The 17,036-nt window shown below is 70.9% G+C and carries 16 protein-coding genes; 5 read left to right on the forward strand and 11 right to left on the reverse strand.

The window, feature by feature from the left end; translation table 11 throughout:
- Window positions 1-218: 218 nt before the first annotated feature.
- Window positions 219-623 carry a DUF1844 domain-containing protein gene (locus CBF90_RS14020; RefSeq protein ID WP_023951737.1) on the forward strand — a complete coding sequence of 135 codons (405 nt, stop codon included), beginning with the start codon at window positions 219-221 and terminating at the stop codon, window positions 621-623.
- A 42-nt stretch (window positions 624-665) separates the two neighbouring features.
- Here the strand turns inward: CBF90_RS14020 and CBF90_RS14025 are convergent, their stop codons facing one another.
- Genes CBF90_RS14025 through CBF90_RS14050 form a run of 6 tightly spaced genes read right to left on the reverse strand, consistent with a single transcriptional unit; the run spans window position 666 to window position 4,982 of the window.
- Window positions 666-1,448, reverse strand: a complete 783-nt coding sequence (locus tag CBF90_RS14025) for an SseB family protein (protein WP_088380881.1) — start codon at window positions 1,446-1,448, stop codon at window positions 666-668.
- Window positions 1,432-2,178 (reverse strand): bifunctional 1-(5-phosphoribosyl)-5-((5-phosphoribosylamino)methylideneamino)imidazole-4-carboxamide isomerase/phosphoribosylanthranilate isomerase PriA, encoded by a 747-nt coding sequence (gene priA, locus CBF90_RS14030; RefSeq protein ID WP_064956916.1) that lies wholly within the window; start codon window positions 2,176-2,178, stop codon window positions 1,432-1,434. Before priA ends, CBF90_RS14025 begins: the two co-directional genes overlap by 17 nt.
- Window positions 2,179-2,236: 58 nt before the next feature.
- Window positions 2,237-2,899 carry an imidazole glycerol phosphate synthase subunit HisH gene (gene hisH / locus CBF90_RS14035; protein ID WP_064956917.1) on the reverse strand — a complete coding sequence of 221 codons (663 nt, stop codon included), beginning with the start codon at window positions 2,897-2,899 and terminating at the stop codon, window positions 2,237-2,239.
- Entirely contained in the window at window positions 2,896-3,501 is a 606-nt protein-coding gene (gene hisB / locus CBF90_RS14040; protein ID WP_023951742.1) for an imidazoleglycerol-phosphate dehydratase HisB, read from the reverse strand. The genes hisH and hisB overlap by 4 nt, the downstream gene beginning before the upstream one ends.
- Window positions 3,498-4,583 (reverse strand): histidinol-phosphate transaminase, encoded by a 1,086-nt coding sequence (locus CBF90_RS14045; protein ID WP_023951744.1) that lies wholly within the window; start codon window positions 4,581-4,583, stop codon window positions 3,498-3,500. The genes hisB and CBF90_RS14045 overlap by 4 nt, the downstream gene beginning before the upstream one ends.
- 42 nt (window positions 4,584-4,625) lie before the next feature.
- A complete protein-coding gene (locus tag CBF90_RS14050; RefSeq protein WP_071918354.1) occupies window positions 4,626-4,982 on the reverse strand; it encodes a LysM peptidoglycan-binding domain-containing protein in 357 nt (118 codons plus the stop codon).
- 256 nt (window positions 4,983-5,238) lie between these two features.
- Here CBF90_RS14050 and lexA point away from each other — a divergent pair, with 256 nt between their 5' ends.
- Both lexA and CBF90_RS14060 read left to right on the forward strand, forming a co-directional pair.
- Complete coding sequence (gene lexA / locus CBF90_RS14055) at window positions 5,239-5,904, forward strand: transcriptional repressor LexA (protein WP_023951748.1); 666 nt, start codon at window positions 5,239-5,241, stop codon at window positions 5,902-5,904.
- Window positions 5,905-5,982: 78 nt separating this feature from the next.
- Window positions 5,983-7,899: a prolyl oligopeptidase family serine peptidase gene (locus CBF90_RS14060; protein ID WP_088380882.1), complete on the forward strand. Its 1,917-nt coding sequence runs from the start codon at window positions 5,983-5,985 to the stop codon at window positions 7,897-7,899.
- Window positions 7,900-8,017: 118 nt separating this feature from the next.
- Here the strand turns inward: CBF90_RS14060 and hflX are convergent, their stop codons facing one another.
- Window positions 8,018-9,535: a GTPase HflX gene (gene hflX, locus CBF90_RS14065; protein WP_023951752.1), complete on the reverse strand. Its 1,518-nt coding sequence runs from the start codon at window positions 9,533-9,535 to the stop codon at window positions 8,018-8,020.
- An 85-nt stretch (window positions 9,536-9,620) separates the two neighbouring features.
- On the opposite strand from hflX, the gene CBF90_RS14070 reads away from it, so the two are divergent.
- The gene (locus CBF90_RS14070) at window positions 9,621-10,262 is read left to right on the forward strand and encodes a class I SAM-dependent methyltransferase (protein WP_023951754.1); all 642 of its coding nucleotides are present in this window, start codon (window positions 9,621-9,623) and stop codon (window positions 10,260-10,262) included.
- A 36-nt stretch (window positions 10,263-10,298) separates the two neighbouring features.
- Here CBF90_RS14070 and dapF read toward each other — a convergent pair whose 3' ends face one another.
- From dapF to miaB, 4 genes are read right to left on the reverse strand one after another with little or no spacing between them, the layout of a single operon-like run.
- Window positions 10,299-11,168: a diaminopimelate epimerase gene (gene dapF / locus CBF90_RS14075; protein ID WP_023951756.1), complete on the reverse strand. Its 870-nt coding sequence runs from the start codon at window positions 11,166-11,168 to the stop codon at window positions 10,299-10,301.
- 9 nt (window positions 11,169-11,177) lie between these two features.
- Complete coding sequence (locus CBF90_RS14080) at window positions 11,178-11,636, reverse strand: GNAT family acetyltransferase (protein WP_023951758.1); 459 nt, start codon at window positions 11,634-11,636, stop codon at window positions 11,178-11,180.
- Window positions 11,633-12,583, reverse strand: coding sequence for a tRNA (adenosine(37)-N6)-dimethylallyltransferase MiaA (gene miaA / locus CBF90_RS14085; protein WP_088380897.1), 951 nt, complete (start codon window positions 12,581-12,583; stop codon window positions 11,633-11,635). Before miaA ends, CBF90_RS14080 begins: the two co-directional genes overlap by 4 nt.
- A gap of 56 nt (window positions 12,584-12,639) precedes the next feature.
- Window positions 12,640-14,190 (reverse strand): tRNA (N6-isopentenyl adenosine(37)-C2)-methylthiotransferase MiaB, encoded by a 1,551-nt coding sequence (gene miaB, locus CBF90_RS14090; RefSeq protein ID WP_088380883.1) that lies wholly within the window; start codon window positions 14,188-14,190, stop codon window positions 12,640-12,642.
- Window positions 14,191-14,533: 343 nt separating this feature from the next.
- On the opposite strand from miaB, the gene CBF90_RS14095 reads away from it, so the two are divergent.
- Complete coding sequence (locus CBF90_RS14095) at window positions 14,534-16,990, forward strand: LuxR C-terminal-related transcriptional regulator (protein ID WP_172407854.1); 2,457 nt, start codon at window positions 14,534-14,536, stop codon at window positions 16,988-16,990.
- The last annotated feature ends 46 nt before the right edge of the window (window positions 16,991-17,036 follow it).

Genomic DNA, 17,036 nt, shown 5'->3' on the forward strand with positions numbered 1-17,036 from the left:
AGGACGCGACCCGGGCGGAAGAGCATCGCATCCACCCCGCACGACGCACGTGCGTCGGCATTCGTGTTCCGCACCCTGGCTACTCCGGCCGTTGTGACACGGACGGAGCGGAGTGCATGACCCGGTAGCCTGGAACGGCAAGCGCGGGTGGGATGTGATCCTCTTTCGATCCGGAGTAGAACACTCCGGTGCCCGCACAGTCTAGCAGAGAGCGACACGTGGACACGAACCCCGCCGACAACAGCACCTTCACCGACGACGAGGCTCGTCGCCAGCGGTGGGAGGAGCAGGAGCGCGCCGCCTCCGCCGCGACCCGCGACATCGCCGACGTTCCCGCCGTCGAGGTCATCACCACCGCCGCCGTCCACCTCATGAGCGCCGCCGCGGTCAAGGTCGGACTCGCCGACGACCCCGCCACGCAGCTCGACCTCGACGAGGCCCGCAAGCTCATCAACGCCCTCGCCGGGCTCATCACCGCCGGCGCGCCCGAGATCAGCGACATGCACGCGCGCTCGCTGCGCGACGGCCTGCGCTCGCTGCAGCTGGCCTTCCGCGAGGCGTCGACGATCCCCGACCCGATCGGCAAGGGCCCCGGCGAGAAGTTCACCGGCCCGGTCAACTGACGTCGTTCCGGGCTCGGGCCGCGCCCGGGTCCGGGACCTCCGTCAGGACGCGCGCACCAGCTTGACCGTCAGCGAGTCGACGAGCACCGCGATGCGATCGTCGGCAGCCCACCGCGAAGCGAGCCGCGACAGCACGGCGTCGAGCTCGGCGGCATCCAGTCCGTCGATGAGATGGAGCCGAACGACCAGCTCGGGTCCGCGCATCCGCGCGTCGGGATCCCCCGCCGCGACCGAGAGGTCGAGCACCGCGAGTTCTCCCCCGATGCTCGCCTGCAGTGCGGTGAAGACCTCGGGTGAGGTCGGTGCGGGCTCCCACGGCAGACCCTGACCGATCGCCCAGACGGCAGGTCGCCGCAGCACGAACTCCGTCTCGGAGCCCGGATCGATCACGATCAGGTCGGTGTCATCGGATGCCGCGGCCATGGCCGTGCGCACACCGTCGGCCGGGACCGGCCGAGCGACGGAATCCCACCGCGCCAGCGCCGCGACCGAGGTGAAGACCGGCAGGACCCGACGACCGTCGGGGGCCGCGACCGTGACGATCGACAGCTCCTGCGTCTTGTCGACACGGAGCCCGGTGGGTCCGATCCCCTCGTCGCCCTTCTCGGGGACGAGCGGGATCAGCAGCCGCGCCGTGCGGTACGCCTCGACGACCGCCACCGCGTCACCAGCGCCGACGCGGAACGCCTCCAGCGCGGCGAGCAGCGCGGGATCGGCGGAGCCATCGTCGCCGGCGTGCGGGTTGGACTCGAAGCTGCGCCCCTCCCAGGGCACGCCCGCCGAATCGGCCGCGTGGCCGCAGCCGTCGTCAGTCTCCGGCGACATCCAGCGCCTCGGCCAGCGTGAACGCACCGGCGTAGAGTGCCTTGCCGACGATCGCGCCCTCGACGCCGAGGGGCACGAGCTCGCGGAGCGCGGCGATGTCGTCGAGGCTCGAGATCCCACCGGATGCGACCACGGGCTTGGGCGTCCGCGAGGTGATCTCGCGCAGCAGCTCGATGTTGGGTCCCTGCAGGGTGCCGTCCTTGGTCACGTCGGTGACGACGTAGCGGCTGCAGCCGGCATCCTCGAGGCGCTCCAGGACGTCCCAGAGGTCGCCGCCGTCTCGCGTCCAGCCGCGGGCGGCGAGCGTCGTGCCGCGGACGTCGAGTCCCACCGCGATCGCGTCGCCGTAGCGTCCGATCACGTCGGCCGCCCACTCCGGGTTCTCGAGCGCCGCAGTGCCGAGGTTGATGCGGGTCGCTCCGCTCTCGAGGGCCGCCTCGAGCGTCGCGTCGTCGCGGATGCCACCCGAGAGCTCGATCTGCACGCCCTTGACCTGCTTGATGACCTTGCGCAGCACGGCGGCGTTGTTGCCGCGGCCGAAGGCGGCGTCGAGGTCGACGAGATGGATCCACTGCGCGCCCTGCTTGGCCCAGGCGAGGGCCGCGTCGACGGGGTCGCCATAGGTCGTCTCGCTGCCGGCTTCGCCCTGGGTCAGGCGCACGGCCTTCCCGTCGGCGACGTCGACCGCGGGCAGGAGGATCAGTTCGGGGGTGGACGCGAAGTCGTTCATCACATTCCAGGGGTGGGTCGGGATGCGCGCTCGTCCACGCGAGCGCACCAGAGGGAGACTAGTGGCGCGGCAGGGCGCCGATCCAATTGGCGAGGAGACGGATGCCGGCGGCCCCCGACTTCTCGGGGTGGAACTGCGTCGCAGACAGCGGCCCGTTCTCGACCGCGGCGAGGAACGGTGCGCCGTAGTCGCACCACGTCAGCACGGGCTCGGCGAAGGGCTTCATGACCTCGAGGCTCCAGTCCTGGGCGCCGTAGGAGTGCACGAAGTAGAAGCGCTCGTCCTCCAGCCCGTCGAACAGCGTCGACCCCGCCCCGGCACGGACGGTGTTCCAGCCCATGTGGGGCAGCACGGGCGCCTGCAGCTCGGTGACGGTGCCCGGCCACTGTCCGAGGCCCTCGGTGTCATCGCCGCGCTCCACGCCGTTGCCGAACATGATCTGCATCCCGACGCAGATGCCCAGCACCGGACGTCCCCCGGCCAGGCGCCGCTCGATGATCTCGTCGCCGCGGCTCTCGCGCAGGGCGGCCATGACGGCGCTGAAAGCACCGACTCCCGGAACGAGAAGCCCGTCGGCGTCGCGGATGAGGCCGCGGTCCGACGTCAACCGCGCATCTGCCCCCGCGGCGGAAAGAGCCTTGACCGCCGAGTGGACGTTGCCCGACCCGTAGTCGAGCACGGCGACGAGCGGCGCGCGTTCGGTCCGGTCACCCTCGGTCATAGGGCGCCCTTCGTGCTGGGGATGCCGTGCACGAGCGGATCGAGCGCCTTCGCCTGCCGGAAAGCTCGGGCGAACGCCTTGTACTCCGCTTCGGCGATGTGGTGCGGATCACGTCCGCCGAGGACGCGGACGTGCACCGTCAGCCCGGCGTTGAACGCGATGGCCTCGAACGTGTGTCGCACGAGCGAACCGGTGAAGTGCCCGCCGATGAGGTGGAACTCGTAACCGTCCGGCTCCCCCGAGTGCACGAGGTACGGACGCCCCGAGATGTCGACGACCGCCTGCGCGAGCGCCTCGTCGAGGGGCACGAGTGCATCACCGTAGCGGGAGATGCCCGACTTGTCGCCCAGCGCGGAACGCAGCGCCTGTCCGAGCACGATCGCCACATCCTCCACCGTGTGGTGCGCGTCGATGTGCGTATCGCCCGTCGCGCGCACGGTCAGGTCGGTGAGCGAGTGCTTCGCGAACGCCGTCAGCAGGTGGTCGAAGAACGGCACGGTCGTCTCGATCGTGCTGATCCCGGTGCCGTCGAGGTTGAGCTCGAGCTCGACGCTCGACTCGCTCGTGGCGCGACGGATGCTGGCCGTTCGGGGGCTGGTCATGCCTCCGAGTCTATCGAGGCCAGTGCTTCGAGGAACGCGGTCGTCTCGTCTTCCGTGCCGGCGCTCACACGCAGGCTGTGCGGGATGCCCACGTCGCGGACGAGGATGCCGCGGTCGTACAGAGCCTGCCAGGTCGCCCGCGGGTCGTCGACGCCGTCGAACAGCACGAAGTTCGTCCAGCTCTCGTACGCGTGATAGCCGAGGGCGTCGAGCGTCGCCGACATCCGGTCGCGCTGCGCGACGATCTCGTCGACCATCCGGAGCATCGTCGTCGAGTGGGAGAGGGCGGCTGTCGCCGCCGCCTGCGTCAGCGCGCTCAAGTGGTACGGCAGTCGGACGAGCCGGAGCGCGTCGATGAGCGTGGGGTCGGCGGCGAGGTAGCCGACGCGGGCGCCGGCGAAGGCGAAGGCCTTGCTCATCGTGCGCGACACGACGAGCCGGTTGCGCTCACCGAGAAGCGTCAGAGCGGAGGAGCTTTCGCGCGGCGCGAACTCCTGGTAGGCCTCGTCGACGATCACGATGCCGTCGGTGGCCCCGTACACCGCCTCGATGACGTCGAGCCCGAGGGGTGTGCCGGTGGGGTTGTTGGGCGCACACAGGAAGACGACGTCCGGGCGGAGCTCGGCGACCTGGGCTGCGGCGGAGGCGGGATCGAGCGTGAAGTCGGGTCCACGTGTCCCCGTGACGTACTGGGCGCCGGTCGCGCGCGTCAGTAGGGGGTACATCGAGTAGGTCGGACCGAAGCCCATCGCGGTGCGTCCCGGGCCTCCGAAGGCCTGGAGGAGGTGCTGCAGGACCTCGTTCGATCCGTTCGCTGCCCAGATGCGATCGGGGGTCAGGCCGTGGCCGAGGTACTCGGCGAACGACTCGCGGAGGTGGGTGAACTCGCGGTCGGGATAGCGGTTGACGTCGCGCAGGGCGCGGGCTACGGCATCCAAGATGTCGTCGGCGACCTCTTCGGGAACGGGATGCGTGTTCTCGTTGACGTTCAGCGCGACCGGAAGCGGCGCCTGCGGGGCGCCGTACGGGGTGAGGCCTCGCAGATCGTCTCTGAGGGGCAGATCATCCAGACTCGGGCTCATCCCACCCATGCTAGGCCGCGCGCGCCACTGTTGCCGCCGGAGTCAGCTCGCGGCGTACTCGGCCGGGATCGCAAGCGTCTGGCCGGCCTCGAGCTGGCCCGAGCCGAGAGCGTTCAGTCGGATGATCGCATCGACGACATCGCGGGGGTCGGCGGCGGGCGCCACCTCTTCGGCGATGGACCAGAGCGATTCGCCGGACATCACGGTCACGGTCGTGAACGAGCCGGCGGGGGCGCCGACCTCGCTCGAGGCGAGCGCGCCTCCCCCCGAGAGCACGGCTGCTGTGACGGCGACGACCGCCGGAAGGGCGGCGATCGTGGCGACGACGCGGCGTCCGCGGCGCGTCAGACGCAGGCGGGTACGGGGGGCCGGTGCGAAGCGGGCATCGATCGTGGTCATGGCATCTCCTCGGGAGCGGTAGGAAGATTCGCCCCCGCCTCTCGGCTGGGAGAGACGGGTGCGAACTTCGGTTCCGAACGTATCTTCGATATTGTGTGGTGTCAACCACCCACCGAAATCGGAGACCGATCGAAGAGACACGCGGAGCGTTCCGCGATGTCGCCGTCGTATCGGGCTACCTTTTCGACAGCGAGAGCCCACCATGAACCTCCGACATCGGGTCGGGGACGGGGCGCGACGACAGGAGACCGGCGGTATGAGCGAGAAGCCGCAGACGCGACGACGCAAGAATCTGAGCGACAAGCAGCTCGCGATCCTCGAGGTGATCCAGAACGCGATCGCCCGCAACGGCTACCCGCCGAGCATGCGCGAGATCGGCGACGCGGTCGGCCTCAAGTCGCTGTCCAGCGTCACCCACCAGCTGAACCAGCTCGAGCTCAGCGGCTACCTGCGGCGCGACCCCGGCAAGACCCGCGCGATGGAGGTGCTCATCGATCTCCCGGGCACCGCCGGCGAGAACCCGGCCGACGCCGCGCCCGCCCTCGGCGACGCCGCCCTCGTGCCGCTCGTGGGCCGCATCGCGGCGGGCGTGCCGATCACCGCCGACCAGCAGGTCGAGGAGATCTTCCCGCTGCCGCGCCAGCTCGTCGGCAAGGGCGAGCTGTTCATGCTCAAGGTCGTCGGCGACTCGATGATCGACGCGGCCATCTGCGACGGCGACTGGGTCGTCGTGCGGGCGCAGGCAACCGCCGACAACGGCGAGATCGTCGCGGCCATGCTCGACGGCGAGGCGACGGTGAAGACGCTCCGCCAGCGCGACGGCCACACGTGGCTCCTCCCCCGCAACTCGGCGTTCGAGCCGATCCTCGGCGACGACGCGACGGTGCTCGGCAAGGTCGTGGCGGTTCTGCGCACGGTCTGAGGCGCCACGGGACGGCATCCGCTCCCCACCGTCTCCCCGGTCGAGGTCGGGAAGCCAGGCCTCGCGTAGCGTGGCTGTATGTCGCAGCAGCTTCCCTATGGTTCCTGGCCGTCTCCCCTGACCGCGGCATGGGCCAGCGCGTCATCATTGCGCCTCGACGGCGCGAGCTTCGTGGGTGATGAGATCTGGTGGGGCGAGTCGCTGCCCGACGAGGCCGGTCGCGTCGCGGTCATGCGCCGCCGCGGCGATGGCACCGTGCAGGTCGTCCTCCCCGCACCCTGGAACGCCCGGTCGCGCGTGCACGAGTACGGCGGCGGAGCCTGGACGGTGTCGGATGACGGCGAGCTGTTCTTCGTCGACAAGTCCGACCAGCGCATCCGGAGCCTTCGCCCGGGCGGCGATCCCCGACCGCTCACTCCGGAGGAGACCGGCACGCACTACGGGGGCCTTCGCTGGCAGCGCGGCGTCCTCCTCGCGGTTCGCGAACGCGAACGACCCGGCGGCACGCCCGAGCGCCACATCGTCCGCATCGAGCGCGCTGACAGCGCCGAGGTTCCCGACGCCTCGAGCGTGACCGAGCTCGCCGGCGGCAGCGACTTCGTCGCCCAGCCGGCGCTGTCGCCCGATGGCTCGCGCCTCGCCTGGGTGGCCTGGGATCACCCCGACATGCCCTGGGACCGCACGCGCATCCGCGTCGCCGACCTGGACGCCGCCCGCGGCATCCGTGACGTCGCGGGCGGCGCCACCGCCGCGCTGCAGCCCGAGTGGACCGACGACGGCGCGCTGTTCTTCGCCGACGAGCCGACCGGACGCTGGAATGTCTACCGCGTCGACCCCGCGACCGACGCCCCGCCCACGGCCGTCTCGCCCGCCGACGCCGACACGGGTGGTGGCCTGTGGGTGCTCGGCACCCGCTGGTACGCGCCGCTCGATGACGGCCGCCTGGTGGCCGTGCGCACCCACGGATCGGACCAGCTCGTGATCGTGGACCGCGACGGCGGCGCCATCCCGCTTCCCTTCCCCGCCACCGCACGCGTGCAGATCGAAGACGTCCGCGGCAGCCGCGCCCTCGTCAGCGGGGCGATGCCGGGAGGGGCGGGCCTGTGGCTCGTCGACCTGGACACCGGCGAGACGAGCGCGGTCCGCGGCGGTGCTCCGGACGTCGACGCATCGTGGATCCCGCACGCCCGGCAGCTGACGACGGAGGGCCCGCACGGCCTGGTGCATGCCTTCGCCTACCCGCCGACCAACCCCGACGTCACCGCGCCGGCCGACGAACTGCCCCCGTACCTGGTCTGGGTGCACGGCGGGCCGACCTCGCACGTGGGCGGCGCAGCCGACAGCAAGGTGGCCTACTTCACGAGCCGCGGCATCGGCGTCCTCGACGTCAACTACGGCGGTTCGACGGGATACGGCCGTTCCTACCGCGAACGACTGAAGGGACAGTGGGGTGTCGTCGACGTCGACGACGTCGCCGCGGCCGCACGCGGTCTCGCCGACGAGGGTCTCGCGGATCCGTCACGGCTGGCGATCGAGGGAGGATCCGCCGGCGGCTGGACCGTGCTCGCGGCGCTCGTCGGAACGGATGTCTTCGGGGCGGGCGTCTCGCGCTACGGTGTCGGCGATGCGCGCGCTCTGGCCGCCGAGACGCACGACTTCGAGGCGCGGTACCTCGACGGTCTCATCGGCCCCCTCCCCGAAGCCGAGCCGGTCTACATCGAGCGATCGCCGCTGAGCCGACCCGAGCGGTTCCGGGTGCCGCTGCTGCTCCTGCAGGGCGACGAGGACGCCGTCGTGCCGCCGGCGCAGGCCGAGGCCATCCGCGACGCGCTCGTGGCGCACGGTGTGCCCCACGCCTACGTGCTGTATGCGGGCGAGGGACACGGGTTCCGGCGCACCGAGACGATCGTGAACGCGCTCGAGAGCGAGCTGGCGTTCCTCGGCCGGGTCTTCGGCTTCGACACCCCCGGCGTCGCACCGCTCGCGCTGGATTGAGCCCCGCGACGCCCGGTGCTGATACATCCGTCAGGCCGGTGGTGCTGGTGAGGCCGCCCACGCGCGCGGAGGACTCACCGGCACCACCGATCCTGCAGGTGTATCGCCGCGCGCCGATTCAGACGGCGTAGGGCGCAAGCTCGGCCGCGAGACGCTCCGAGACATGCGCGTGCACGGCGGTCCCGTCCTGCTCGTGCGACGTCGCGACGATGTGGCCGCTCTCGTGCACGGCCGAGATCAGGTCGCCGCGGTCGTACGGCACGAGCGCGCGCACCTCGACGGCCGGCAGCGGCAGCGCGTCCTCGATGGCGGCGCGGAGCTCATCGATGCCCTCGCCGGTGCGTGAGGACACGAAGTGCGCCGTCGGCTCGAGCCCGCGCAGCAGCAGCCGAGCATCGTCGTCGACGAGGTCGGCCTTGTTGAACACGACGAGCTCGCGCGTCGCACGAGCGCCCACGTCGCCCATCACATCGCGGACGGTCGCGAGCTGTGCCGCAGGATCGGGATGCGACCCGTCCACGACGTGCACGATGACGTCCGCACCCGACACCTCCTCGAGCGTCGACCGGAAGGCCTCGACGAGCTGATGAGGCAGATTGCGCACGAAGCCGACGGTGTCGGTGAGCGTGAAGACGCGGCCGTCGGCGGCCTCGGCCCGGCGCACGGTGGCATCCAGCGTCGCGAACAGGGCGTTCTCGACGAGGACGCCGGCGCTCGTCAGCCGGTTGAGCAGGCTCGACTTGCCGGCGTTGGTGTAGCCGGCGATCGCGACCGAGGGGATCGTGTTTCGCCGGCGCTCCGCCCGCTTGGCCTCGCGCGACGGCGCGAACTCGCGGATCTGCTTGCGCAGCTGCGCCATACGGGTGCGGATGCGGCGACGGTCGAGCTCGATCTTCGTCTCACCCGGTCCGCGCGAGCCCATGCCCGCGCCGCCGGCGCCGACCTGGCCACCGGCCTGACGGCTCATCGACTCGCCCCAGCCTCGCAGGCGCGGGAGCAGGTACTCGAGCTGGGCGAGCTCGACCTGGGCCTTGCCCTCACGGCTCTTCGCGTGCTGGCTGAAGATGTCGAGGATGACGGTCGTGCGGTCGATGACCTTGACCTTCGCGACGTCCTCGAGGGCACGCCGCTGACTCGGCGCCAGCTCGGTGTCGGCGATCACGGTGTCGGCTCCGACCGCGGCGACGAGGTCGCGCAGCTCGGCGGCCTTGCCGCGTCCGATGTAGGTCGCGGGGTCCGGATGCGGCCGCCGCTGGAGCACGCCGTCGAGCACGACCGCGCCGGCGGTCTCGGCCAGCGCCGCGAGCTCGCGCAGCGAGTTCTCCGCGTCCTCCTGCGACCCCTGGGGGTAGACGCCGACGAGCACGACGTTCTCGAGTCGCAGCTGGCGGTACTCGACCTCGGTGACATCCTCGAGCTCGGTGGACAGGCCGGGGACGCGACGCAGCGCGGCGCGCTCCTCGCGGTCCCACTGGTCGCCGTCGGTGTCTCCGTACGCGACGGTCGCCTCGTCCTGCAGCGCCTGGGCGCCGCCGAAGACGCGGATCGACGAACGCGTCTCCGCGCTCGCGAGCACGCGCTCGACCGGGTCCACCGCGATGTCGTCGTCGCCGTCGGGGGTGGTGATATGCGTCATAACTCTCTTCCCGGGATGCCCGTGCCCGGGCATCCGTGAATTCTAGTCTCCCGCCGGTACGTCCGGCTCCGATACGCTCGGATGCATGGGGAGCGATCATTACTTCAGCGCGTCCCCGTCCAGCGAGCAGAACCTCCGCCGCATCCGCGTGACCCTCGCGGGCCGTGCCGTGGAGGTCACGACCGCGGGCGGGGTGTTCAGCCCTGACCACGTGGATTCGGGCACAGGGGTTCTTCTCGCCAATACTCCGCCGGCACCGTCCGGCGGGGATTTCCTCGACCTCGGCTGCGGCTGGGGGCCGATCTCGCTGTCGCTGGCTCTGGAGTCGCCTCACGCCACGGTGTGGGCCGTCGACGTGAACGAACGGGCACTCGACCTGGTGCGACGCAACGCCGCTGATCTGGGACTCGACAACGTCAACGCCGTCCTGCCCGACGATGTTCCCGACGACGTCGTATTCCGGACCATCCGCTCCAATCCGCCGATCCGCGTGGGCAAGAACGAGCTCCACGGGATGCTGCAGCGGTGGATCCCGCGTCTGGCCGAACGCAGCGACGCGTGGCTCGTCGTGCAGCGCAACCTCGGTTCCGACTCGCTGCAGCGGTGGCTCGCCGCCACGTTCGACGACGGCTACGGCGTCTCGCGCGCGGCGACCGGCCGCGGATTCCGCGTGCTTCGGGTGCGCCGGCACGGCACTCCCCCGACGGGCGCGATCGAACTGCCCTGATCACGGGCCGGGCGTCCGGACGCCGTGGCGCTCGGATCAGTCTGCGAGGGTGACCTGCCCCGAGAACACCAGCGTCGCGGGGCCCGAGAGCAGAACGTGCTCGCCATCGGCCTGCCGCACGATCCGCACGCCCAGCGTTCCGCCCGGCACGTCGACGGTCCAGCGGTCGGGCGCGGCCGCCCCGGCCCAGTGGCGCACCGCGAGAGCGGATGCCGCCACCCCTGTGCCGCACGACAGGGTCTCTCCCACGCCGCGCTCGTAGACGCGCATCCGGATGGCCCCGACTCCGTTCTGCACGAGCGGCTCGGCCGGGACGACGAACTCGACGTTCGCGCCGGCCGACGGACGGGGCTCGAGGGTCGGCTGCACCGTCAGGTCGAGCCCGTCGAGCTCATCCTCGCCCGCGAGCGCGACGACGACGTGCGGGTTGCCGACGTCGATCCCTTGACCGGGGCGGGCGACTCCGAGCCCGCGTGCCCGGACGAGCACGTCGCCGTCGTCGGCGCGCCAGAGCCCGAGGTCGACTTCGAAGCCGTTGTCGGCGCGAGTGATCGTCTTGACGCCCGCGCGCGTGCCGATACGGAGTCCGGCCTCGACCGACGCGAGACCCGCGTCGGCGAGGTACCGGGCGAAGACCCGCGTTCCGTTGCCGCACATCTCGGCCTTCGACCCGTCGGCGTTGCGGTAGTCCATGAACCATTCGGCCCCGGCGGCAGCGGCATCCGCTCCCTCGGGGATCGCGGACGAGCGGACGACCCGCAGCAGCCCGTCGGCGCCGATACCGACGTGGCGGTCGCACAGGGCGGCGATCTGCGCGTCGCTGAGGTCGAGCGCACCGTCCGGGTCGGCCAGGATCACGAAGTCGTTGCCGGTGCCGTGGCCCTTGGTGAACGCGAGAGTCGCCATGAGCCCAGCTTAGGCGGGGCCGCCGGGGCCATCGACGACGAGGCGCTTGCCCGCCGACCACACGGTGAACGGCTCGTACCCGAGCTCGTCGTAGAAGCCGCGCACGGCCTCGTTCTCGGGCCGCACCATGAGCTGCACCTTCGGGCACCCCATGGCCTCCAGCAGGCGCTCGGCCTCCGCGACGAGCATGCGCCCGACGCCGAGTCCGCGGTGCGAGGGGGCCGAGGCCAGGTAGTAGAGCCAGCCGCGGTGACCGTCGTACCCGGCCATCACGCTGCCGACGACGGCTTCGGTCGTCCCGTCGTCAGGCTGATCGACCGCTACGAGGAACAGCTCGGGCTGAACCGTCAGCTTGCGCCTGATGTCGGCGCGCGGGTCGTTCCACGGTCGCGTGAGACCGGCCGCGTGCCACAGCTGGACGACCGCGTCCTCGTCGGCGAGCGCGAATGCGCGCACGGTGATGCTCATCGTTCCTCCCCTGTCGACCGGGGCGCTCCGTCACCCGGCGCGGCCGCCCCGTCGACGACGGACGCCGCGTCGACCTCGCGGGCGTCGACCCACCGCACCTCGTCGTAGCGCTTGAACCATGAGACCTGCCGGCGCGCGTAGCGCCGCGTGAGGGCCTGCGTCTGCGCGATGGCCTCTTCCTCGCTCAGGTCCCCGCGCAGCTGCGCGAGGGCCTGCGCGTAGCCGATCGCGCGCCCCGCCGTCACTCCGCGCTCGAGGCCCTGCCGCCGCAGCGCCTCGACCTCGTCGAGCAGCCCGGCGGCCCACATGCCCTCGACACGCGCGTCGAGCAACGGGACCAGCTCCTCGCGCGGCACCGCGGTGCCGATGATCCGGGTCCGGGGCGACCAGAACACCGGTGCCTCGGGCAGCGCTCCGCCGTGGGTCCGTCCGCCTTGAGCCAGCACCTCGAGCGCGCGCACGACCCTGCGGCCGTTCCGCGGATCGATGCGATCGGCCGCGGCCGGGTTGGCGGCACGCAGGCGCGCGAACAGCGGCCCCGCGCCGAGGCGTTCGAGTTCGTCCTCAAGGCTCGCGCGCAGCCGTTCGTCGCGCGGAGGGAAACGGAAGTCGAACAGCACGCTCGATGCGTACAGGCCGGAGCCGCCGACGAGGATCGCGTCCGCGCCCCGGCCGTGGATCGCATCGATCGTGCGTCGCGCGAGCTCCTGGTACCACGCGACCGCGGCCTCCTCCGCGACGGCGAGCGCATCGAACAGATGGTGCGGGATGCCGCGGCGATCCGCCTCGGGGATCTTCGCCGTGCCGATGTCCATGCCGCGATACAGCTGCATCGCATCGACGTTGACGATCTCGGCGCGGCGTCCGCGGGCGGCGAGCTCTTCGGCGAGATCGAGGGAGAGACCGGTCTTGCCGGTGCCGGTCGCACCGAGGATCGCCCACAGGATCGGCGGCCCGGCATCCTCGCCGTCGCGGTGGCCGGGGGCCCGGCCCGGAGCTGCGGTCACACGCCGACGCGCAGGGACGGCAGACCCAGCGAGACGGAGCGCGGGCCGGCATCCGACGTGGCCGGAGCCGGCACACCGCACGACTCGGCCAGCGAACGGTCCCACGCGTCACCGGCCCGGGTGCGGCGGACACGCAGCGGTGAGCCATCGGTGCTGTCGGCGAGCAGATGGAACGGCGCGGCATGCGTGACGGTCACCGTCACGACATCCCCCGGCCGCGGCGTCTCGGAGCCGTCGGGCACCTCGAAGTGCACCAGGCGGTTGTCCTCCGCGCGCCCGGTGAGTCGGTGCGTCTCGGCGCCCTTCTTGCCTTCGGCCGACGAGACCAGCACCTGGACCTCACGACCGAGCTGCTTCTGATTCTCCTCGAGGGCGATCCGGTCCTGCAGTGCGACGAGGCGTTCGTAGCGCTCCTGCACGACCGCCTTCGGCACCTGGTCGGGCATGGTCGCGGCGGGTGTGCCTTCTCGGATGGAGTACTGGAAGGTGAACGCGCTCGCGAAGCGGGACTGCTCGACAACCCGCAGGGTGTCTTCGAAGTCGGCGTCGGTCTCGCCGGGGAACCCGACGATGATGTCGGTCGAGATAGCCGCGTGCGGAATGCGCTCGCGCACACGATCGAGGATGCCGAGGAACTTCGAGCTGCGGTACGACCGGCGCATCGCTTTCAGGATGCTGTCGGAGCCCGACTGCAGCGGCATGTGCAGTTGTGGCATGACCGCCGGGGTCTCGGCCATCGCGTCGATGACGTCGTCAGTGAACGCCGCCGGATGCGGGCTCGTGAAGCGGATGCGCTCGAGACCGGGGATCTCCCCCGCCGCGCGCAGGAGCTTGCCGAACGCCTGGCGGTCGCCGAACTCGACGCCGTAGCTGTTCACGTTCTGGCCGAGGAGGGTGACCTCGATCGCCCCGTCGTCGACCAGCAGACGGATCTCGTTCAGGATGTCGCCGGGACGACGGTCCTTCTCCTTGCCGCGCAGGTGCGGCACGATGCAGAACGTGCACGTGTTGTTGCACCCGACCGAGATGGACACCCAGCCGCTGTAGACCGAGTCGCGCTTCGTCGGGAGAGTCGAGGGGAAGGTCTCGAGCGATTCGAGGATCTCGAGCTCGGCCTCGCCGTTGTGCCGCGCGCGCTCGAGCAGGCCCGGAAGAGCCCCCATGTTGTGGGTCCCGAACACGACATCGACCCAGGGCGCCTTCTGCTGCACCGCGGCCTGATCCATCTGCGCGAGGCAGCCTCCGACGGCGATCTGCATACCGTCGCGCTTGTCCTTGCGCGACTTCAGGTGCCCGAGGGTGCCGTACAGCTTGCCGGCCGCGTTGTCGCGCACCGCGCAGGTGTTGATGACGATGACGTCGGCCTCGGTACCGGGATCAGCCGGGAGGTATCCGGCGCTCTCGAGCGAACCCGACAGGCGCTCGGAGTCGTGGACGTTCATCTGGCAGCCGAAGGTGCGCACCTCGTACGTGCGCGCGCGGCCGTCGGCGGTCCGCGCCGCGAGCGACGGCGCGATGAGAGTGGGTGCGCTCGAGGGAGTCGACATGATTCCCTCATTCTACGATCGGCTGTCCGGAATCCCGCCGATTCACCTGTGCGCGCTCGTCCGCCCCCGGCCATCTGCACACCGCGGAGGCGAACTCAGAACCAGCTCAGTAGCCGCTCCGCGATTGCTCATTGGCACCGCTCTCACGGGCTGGCTAGGTTGAGCAGGGACAGCGTGAAACCGGGGGGAGCATCACGGGACCATGATGGACGATCGATTCGGATGGCCGACGTCGGGAAAGACGGGCAGAACGGCCTCCTCCACAGCGCCGCGCGACGTCCTCATCGGGGCAGGCAGAGATGCGCGCGCCTTGACGGACGCGTTGATCCGAGGCGCATCGACCGTGCTGGTCGGTCCTCTCGGGTCGGGCAAGACCTTCCTGATGCAACACGTCGCCGAGGCGCTCGCCGCCCGCTCGGTGTCGCCCGTGATCCTCCGAGGAGCAACCGCACTCGCAGACGTCGAGTACGGGGTCGTGAACGCCTCATCCGACCCCCGGGCGTCCGAGCTGCGGCAGGGCACGCTCGAGCGCAGGGTCGTGCTCATGGTCGACGACGCACAGCATCTCGATTCCGCGTCCGCCGAGGCCGTCGCGCGTGCGGTCCATCGCGGGCAGGCGGCGATGCTCGTGGCGCTCTCCGAGCCGCGGATCCCCTCTCGCGAGCTCGACACGGCGGGTCACCTTCTTGCCGATCTGTGGCTCGATGGGACGGCCGAACGGCTGGACCTCGGCGGTTTCACCCCGGAGGAGGGATCGCGCCTGTTCGCCGAGTTCACGTCGAACCAGACTTTCGACGGTGTGACCCGCGCAGCGATCATCTGGCAGGCCGACGGTTCTCGCCTATTGCTTCGAGCCCTCGCCGATCACGCTGTCGACGCCGTCTCCCGCGGCGAAGATCCGATACGCGCGATCGACGACGCCCCGCCCAGCAGCAAACTCGCCGCAGCTCTGAGCGCACACATCCGCGACGTCGATGACGCCGCCCTCCAAGCACTCGTCCTGGTCGGCCACGCGCCGGGCATCACCTTCGGCGACGCGGCGAGATTCGTCCCGACAACCGTCCTCCATCATCTGCGAAGCGCAGGCATCGTGCAGGACGACCGCAGCCTCGCACACCGCCTGACCGCCAATCGCGCGGTCGCGCGCGCAGCCGCGCGCGCGACCGGTGCGAGCCGAGCCGAGGCAATCGTCCGCGAAGCGACCGACCGCATGATCGAGGATGGCGGTCAATGGTGGAATGGACCGCTGGCGAGGCTGATCGCCGAGCGATGGATACGCGAGTCGGGCAGTGCCGCTCGCCTCGCCGACGTGTCCGCCGATCTGATCGTCCGCGTACTCGCCGATGCCGCACGCCTCGCCAACGACGAGGGTGATGCCGGGTCGGCCGCAGCATACGCCGCCTGGGCGGGCGAGCACGCCTCCACGCCGGTCCTCGCCCTCGAAGAGGATCTTGCTCACGTCGTGCTCGGGGCGAAGCGCACCAGTCACCTCAACCTGCACGCGCTCCCCTCCCATGGCCAACGGAGGACGCTCACCGCCGCGGTGACGCTCGCACTGCAATTCGACAGCTCCCCCCGCCCGCAGACCGACGCCGTCGTGGCGGCAGAGTTCACCGTCGACAGCGCGCTCGCCGATGCACGCGACGCCATCAGCAGGATGGAGATCGAACGAGCCGACGGCGTTCTCCGGTCCGTCCGGGAGCACCCGGATCTCGACCACGCCGACCGGATCGACATGGAGCTGCTGGCCGCGAGTGTGTCAGCGTACCTGGGCCGCGAACAGGACATGCGACGTCAGCTGCGGTCGGTCGAGTGGCTGCTGCGCAGCGGCGGACGCCGCGGCTCGGCCGCAGAACTGCTCGCTGCTCGCTGCCGGGACCTCGCCGCGCGAACGACGGCCGGGGTCGACGACACCGACGTGCTCGTGCAGCTGGACGCCGAGCGTCGCCTCGCAGTGCACACCGGTGACACGAGTCTCGCGCTGGCAGGCGTCGCCTCCGTGCTCACGCTCCTCCGGCGGGGGCACGTGCTGGAGGCACGCATCGAGCTTCTCGCGGCTCTCCGACGCAGCCCGATCAACGGGGGCGAGGGGCAGGGCCTCATCGTCCTCGAGACCGCGCTCGGACTCGCCCTGTACGGGCACGTCAGCGAGGCGCGACACCTCATGGACGCGTTGGCACCGCTCGAAACCCCGAGCCCGTTGTTCGCGCACATGGAGCACGCGACGCGCGCCACGATCGAGCTCGCCGAGGGACGATGGGATGACGCTCGACGGTCGGCTGCCCAAGCGTGGGTCATCAGCGGCCGCACCGATGCCGTCATGCTTCAGACCCGGACGCTGCACCGTCTCGTCGTGGTCGGGCATCCGGATGCCGGCGCGGCGCTGCACGATCTGCGTGCGCTGGTCAGCGACATTCCGTCCGATGCTGCACGGATGATTCTGGCGAGCGCCGAGCAAGCTGCTCGGAGCAACGAGATGACAGTCCCGGCGGCGCTCCTTCACCTGCGACTCGACCTCTGCCCGCCGCAGCTCCTCCCCGACCTGGCCACGCACGGATTTCCCGATTCCGCGGAATCACAGAGCACACTCACCCCGCGCGAGCTCGAGATCGCCGAGCTCGTGCACCGGGGCCTCTCGAACCGGCAGATCGCGAACGCCCTCTTCCTGTCGGTGCGGACGGTCGAGTCCCACATCTATCAAGCGCGCTCCAAGATCGGGGCTCGAAGTCGCCAAGATCTCGCGGCCCTCATCGCTGCGGACGACCGGGACCACCAGAACTTCCGCCGAACGTGGGGGTGAACCGCCGAAACCACGATCCTCGCGCTTCCCGCCGAGCCGGACCCAG

This window comes from Microbacterium sp. AISO3 (assembly GCF_002204305.1).
GTDB lineage: Bacteria > Actinomycetota > Actinomycetes > Actinomycetales > Microbacteriaceae > Microbacterium > Microbacterium arborescens.

Bases quoted from the DNA above. Each gene is read 5' to 3' on its own strand.
- CBF90_RS14050 (WP_071918354.1), bottom strand. From the start codon at position 4,982: ATGACCACGATCGATGCCCGCTTCGCACCGGCCCCCCGTACCCGCCTG.
- CBF90_RS14060 (WP_088380882.1), top strand. From the start codon at position 5,983: ATGTCGCAGCAGCTTCCCTATGGTTCCTGGCCGTCTCCCCTGACCGCG.
- CBF90_RS14025 (WP_088380881.1), bottom strand. From the start codon at position 1,448: ATGTCGCCGGAGACTGACGACGGCTGCGGCCACGCGGCCGATTCGGCG.
- miaB (WP_088380883.1), bottom strand. From the start codon at position 14,190: ATGTCGACTCCCTCGAGCGCACCCACTCTCATCGCGCCGTCGCTCGCG.
- CBF90_RS14045 (WP_023951744.1), bottom strand. From the start codon at position 4,583: ATGAGCCCGAGTCTGGATGATCTGCCCCTCAGAGACGATCTGCGAGGC.
- lexA (WP_023951748.1), top strand. From the start codon at position 5,239: ATGAGCGAGAAGCCGCAGACGCGACGACGCAAGAATCTGAGCGACAAG.
- hisB (WP_023951742.1), bottom strand. From the start codon at position 3,501: ATGACCAGCCCCCGAACGGCCAGCATCCGTCGCGCCACGAGCGAGTCG.
- hisH (WP_064956917.1), bottom strand. From the start codon at position 2,899: ATGACCGAGGGTGACCGGACCGAACGCGCGCCGCTCGTCGCCGTGCTC.
- CBF90_RS14080 (WP_023951758.1), bottom strand. From the start codon at position 11,636: ATGAGCATCACCGTGCGCGCATTCGCGCTCGCCGACGAGGACGCGGTC.
- hflX (WP_023951752.1), bottom strand. From the start codon at position 9,535: ATGACGCATATCACCACCCCCGACGGCGACGACGACATCGCGGTGGAC.
- dapF (WP_023951756.1), bottom strand. From the start codon at position 11,168: ATGGCGACTCTCGCGTTCACCAAGGGCCACGGCACCGGCAACGACTTC.
- CBF90_RS14070 (WP_023951754.1), top strand. From the start codon at position 9,621: ATGGGGAGCGATCATTACTTCAGCGCGTCCCCGTCCAGCGAGCAGAAC.
- priA (WP_064956916.1), bottom strand. From the start codon at position 2,178: ATGAACGACTTCGCGTCCACCCCCGAACTGATCCTCCTGCCCGCGGTC.